Origin of the sequence: Azonexus sp. (assembly GCF_036170495.1) — a bacterium.
Lineage (GTDB): Bacteria > Pseudomonadota > Gammaproteobacteria > Burkholderiales > Rhodocyclaceae > Azonexus.
This window is the reverse complement of sequence record NZ_JAVHPH010000237.1, coordinates 4,512-7,830: the sequence shown is the minus strand read 5'-3', so window position 1 is coordinate 7,830 and position 3,319 is coordinate 4,512. Positions and strand designations below refer to the sequence as shown.

At 60.8% G+C, this 3,319-nt stretch carries 2 protein-coding genes; one reads left to right on the top strand and one right to left on the bottom strand.

Annotated elements, in window-relative coordinates; genetic code table 11:
• Positions 1-1,176, top strand: a 1,176-nt coding sequence (locus tag ADADOO_RS08140; RefSeq protein WP_511276575.1) for a cyclic-di-GMP receptor FimW-related protein, incomplete at its 5' end; no start/stop codon positions are given.
• 238 nt (positions 1,177-1,414) lie between these two features.
• Here ADADOO_RS08140 and ADADOO_RS08135 read toward each other — a convergent pair.
• Positions 1,415-3,319: ATP-binding protein (locus ADADOO_RS08135; RefSeq protein WP_511276573.1), on the bottom strand; the 1,905-nt coding region annotated here is incomplete at its 5' end.

The following is a 3,319-nucleotide window of genomic DNA, read 5'->3' as shown; positions in this document are numbered from 1 at the left end:
GAAAAAGGCAAACTGCTGCACCGGGCAGCCTGTGCCACCCGGATGACGGAATACTGCCATTTTCTGGCCGCCCGGGAATGCCCGCCGCTGCTCGATCAAATGCTCTTCGCCATCCTCGATCAGGCCGAGAGAGATGGCTTGTTGCGCTATTCGCACCCCGATCCCGACTTCCCGCACCTTGTCGACACCACCATTGCCGGCCATCTGGCCTGGGCTTTCATGCTGCGCCTGGTTGACCCGTATCGCCTGTCCGCCGCTCAGCTTGCCGTAGCCAACCGGGCGCTCAGCCGCTGGCGCGAGCTTGCCGGTTTCCGGACGATGCCCGACGACGACCCGAGAGGCCACTCGGTCGATCTTGGGCCGCTGTTTGGCGCCAGCCTGCCCGCCGGCATGTCGCGCTGGTTGGACGTACCCAAGGTCTCCCGCAAGATTGCCCAACGAATTGCCAGGCTCAAGGCAGGTGAATCGCCCGAAGCGCTAAAGCTCGGGCGCGAACTGTCGCCGACGGCGTGCATTCGCCTGCTGCGCACGATCGAGGCCAGCCTCGAATCGCATGGCCAGCACCGGAGCACCGAAATCGGCGAAATCGAACTCGCCTTCGGGGCCGAATTTGCCTACGCCTCCTTTACCGGCGACATGATCGTACACAGCGGTTCGCTTGATGCCAGCAGTGCATCGCTGGCCCATCAGCGCACGGCGATGTTCGGTTTCGACCGCGTATCGACGATGCCCACCGCCGTCAAGAAACTCAATGTCCCTGGCGAAAACTGGCTGCTCGTCGATGGCAAAGCCATCCGCCCGGCCGACCGCAAGGGCGCTCGCCGCCAATCGCCCTGTCTGATCGCCTCGGCTTCGCTCGGCGGGCCACGCCTCGGTGTCATGATCGGTCTGCAAAGCATTCCCGGCGGCGCGCTGGCCGCCGATCTGCAGTGGTACGAGGAACGCATCGAACCTGCCCGCCTGGCCCGCCCGGTGGCGCCTGGCCAAACCAACGCCGTCATCCCCGTCTTCCTGCTCCATGACGGTGACGCGTGTTCGCTGATCGTCCCGAGCGTGGCCGGTATCCGGCTCGATACCGGCGTCACGCTGGAGGGAGCCTCAGTCAATCACTTGATGCCGACCGAAGTGCTCGAACGCGGCGTCGATTTTGTCCGTTACGCGATCACCAAACAATGATCCTAAAAACCGCCGTTGACCGCGACCAAACCCTTCGATACGCCCACTGCGTGGGCTAATCAGGGCGAACGGGAGGGGCACCGATCGGGAAAAGCCCGTTCGTGGTGAGTCGCCTTGCGCAGCAAGGCGTATCGAACCATGAAGGGGCGCTAACTGCGGTTTCCAGGATAAAAAATGGCCCGCTGGTTGGCGGGCCTTGATTTCTACGGTCGACCGGAAAAAACGGCCGAAAATCAAATCACTCGAATTCGATGATGACCTGATCCACGGTCAGGCTTTCGCCTGCGGCCACCGAAATTTTCTTCACCTTGCAGTCCTGGTCGGCCTTGAGGATGTTTTCCATCTTCATGGCTTCGATGACGGCCAGCTTCTCACCCGCTTTCACCTCCTGGCCGGCCGTCACCGCCACTTCGCGGAGCAGGCCGGGCATCGGCGAAATCAGGAACTTGGACAGGTCAGGTGCCTGCTTTTCGGGCATCAGCGCCAACAGTTCGGCCGCACGGGCGCTCATCACCATGAAATCGGCACGGGTGCCCCAGTGGAACAGCGAGTATTTCGTTTTGTGGCGCTCGACCTGCAGCGTGAACTCTTCACCGTTGCAGGTGCCGTTAAACAGCGACTCTCCCTGCTTCCAGTCGGACAGGATTTCGTATTTCTCGCCCTTGTATTCAACATGATAGCCACCGGGAATCGGACGGGCGATGACCGTGTGGTGCTCGTTGCCATGCGGATTCAGGCGAACGACACACCAGTGATCGCTAACCATGCGCTCGTGCCCTTGCAACTGACCGGAAATCGAGGCCGAACGGTCGGTGAAAGCGCGATAAACATAGGCCGCCACCGACACCAGCAAGGCCGGATCGTCGTGCGGCACCATTGAGGCATCAAAGCCCTTTGGATACTCTTCAGCGATAAAACCCGTGTTGAAATTGCCGGACTGGAACCGCGGATGCTGCATCAGCGCTGCCTGGAACGGGATATTCGAGGAAATGCCACGAATCACGAAGCCGTTCAGCGCATCGCGCATGCGGGAAATCGCCTGCTCGCGGGTCGCCCCGTGCACGATCAGCTTGGCAATCATCGAGTCGTAGAACATCGAAATCTCGCCACCATCGTAGACGCCGGTATCGACGCGCACCTGGCCCGGCACTTCCTTCGGCGGCTGGAACTTGACCAGCCGGCCGGTGGACGGCAGGAAGCCGCGGAACGGGTCTTCGGCATTGATCCGGCATTCCATGGACCAGCCGTTGAGCTGGACCTGATCCTGCGTCAGCGGCAGCTTTTCGCCGGCCGCCACACGAATCATCAGTTCGACGAGATCGACGCCAGTGATCAGCTCGGTCACCGGGTGCTCGACCTGCAGACGGGTGTTCATTTCCAGGAAATAGAAGCTCTTGTCAGCACCGACGACGAACTCGACCGTACCGGCCGATTCGTAGTTCACAGCACGGGCCAGGGCAACCGCCTGTTCGCCCATCGCCTTGCGCATGGCCGGATCAACGAAGGGCGACGGCGCCTCTTCGATGACCTTCTGGTGACGGCGCTGGATCGAGCAATCACGCTCGTTCAGGTAAATGTAGTTGCCGAAGGCGTCGCCAAGCACCTGAATTTCGATGTGGCGTGGTTCGAGCACATACTTTTCGATGAAAACACGGTCGTCGCCAAACGCGTTCTTGGCTTCGTTTACGCAGGAGGTAAAGCCTTCATGCGCTTCCTGATCGTTGAACGCAACGCGCAGACCCTTGCCGCCGCCGCCGGCTGAGGCCTTGATCATGACCGGATAGCCGATGCCCTGGGCGATCTTGACAGCTTCGTCCGGACCGGAAATGGCTTCGTTGTAGCCCGGAATGGTATTGACCTTGGCTTCGAGCGCCAGCTTCTTGGACTCGATCTTGTCGCCCATCTTGCTGCTCGAATAGTGCTTCGGGCCGATGAACTTGATGCCTTCTTCTTCCAGGCGGCGGGAAAACTCCGAGTTTTCCGACAGGAAGCCGTAACCCGGATGGACAGCCTGAGCGCCAGTCTGCTTGCAGGCGGCGATGATCTTGTCGGCGACCAGGTAGGATTCATTGGAGGCGGCCGGGCCGATACAGACGGCTTCATCAGCCAAGTCGACGTGCAGCGCATCCTTGTCGGCTTCGGA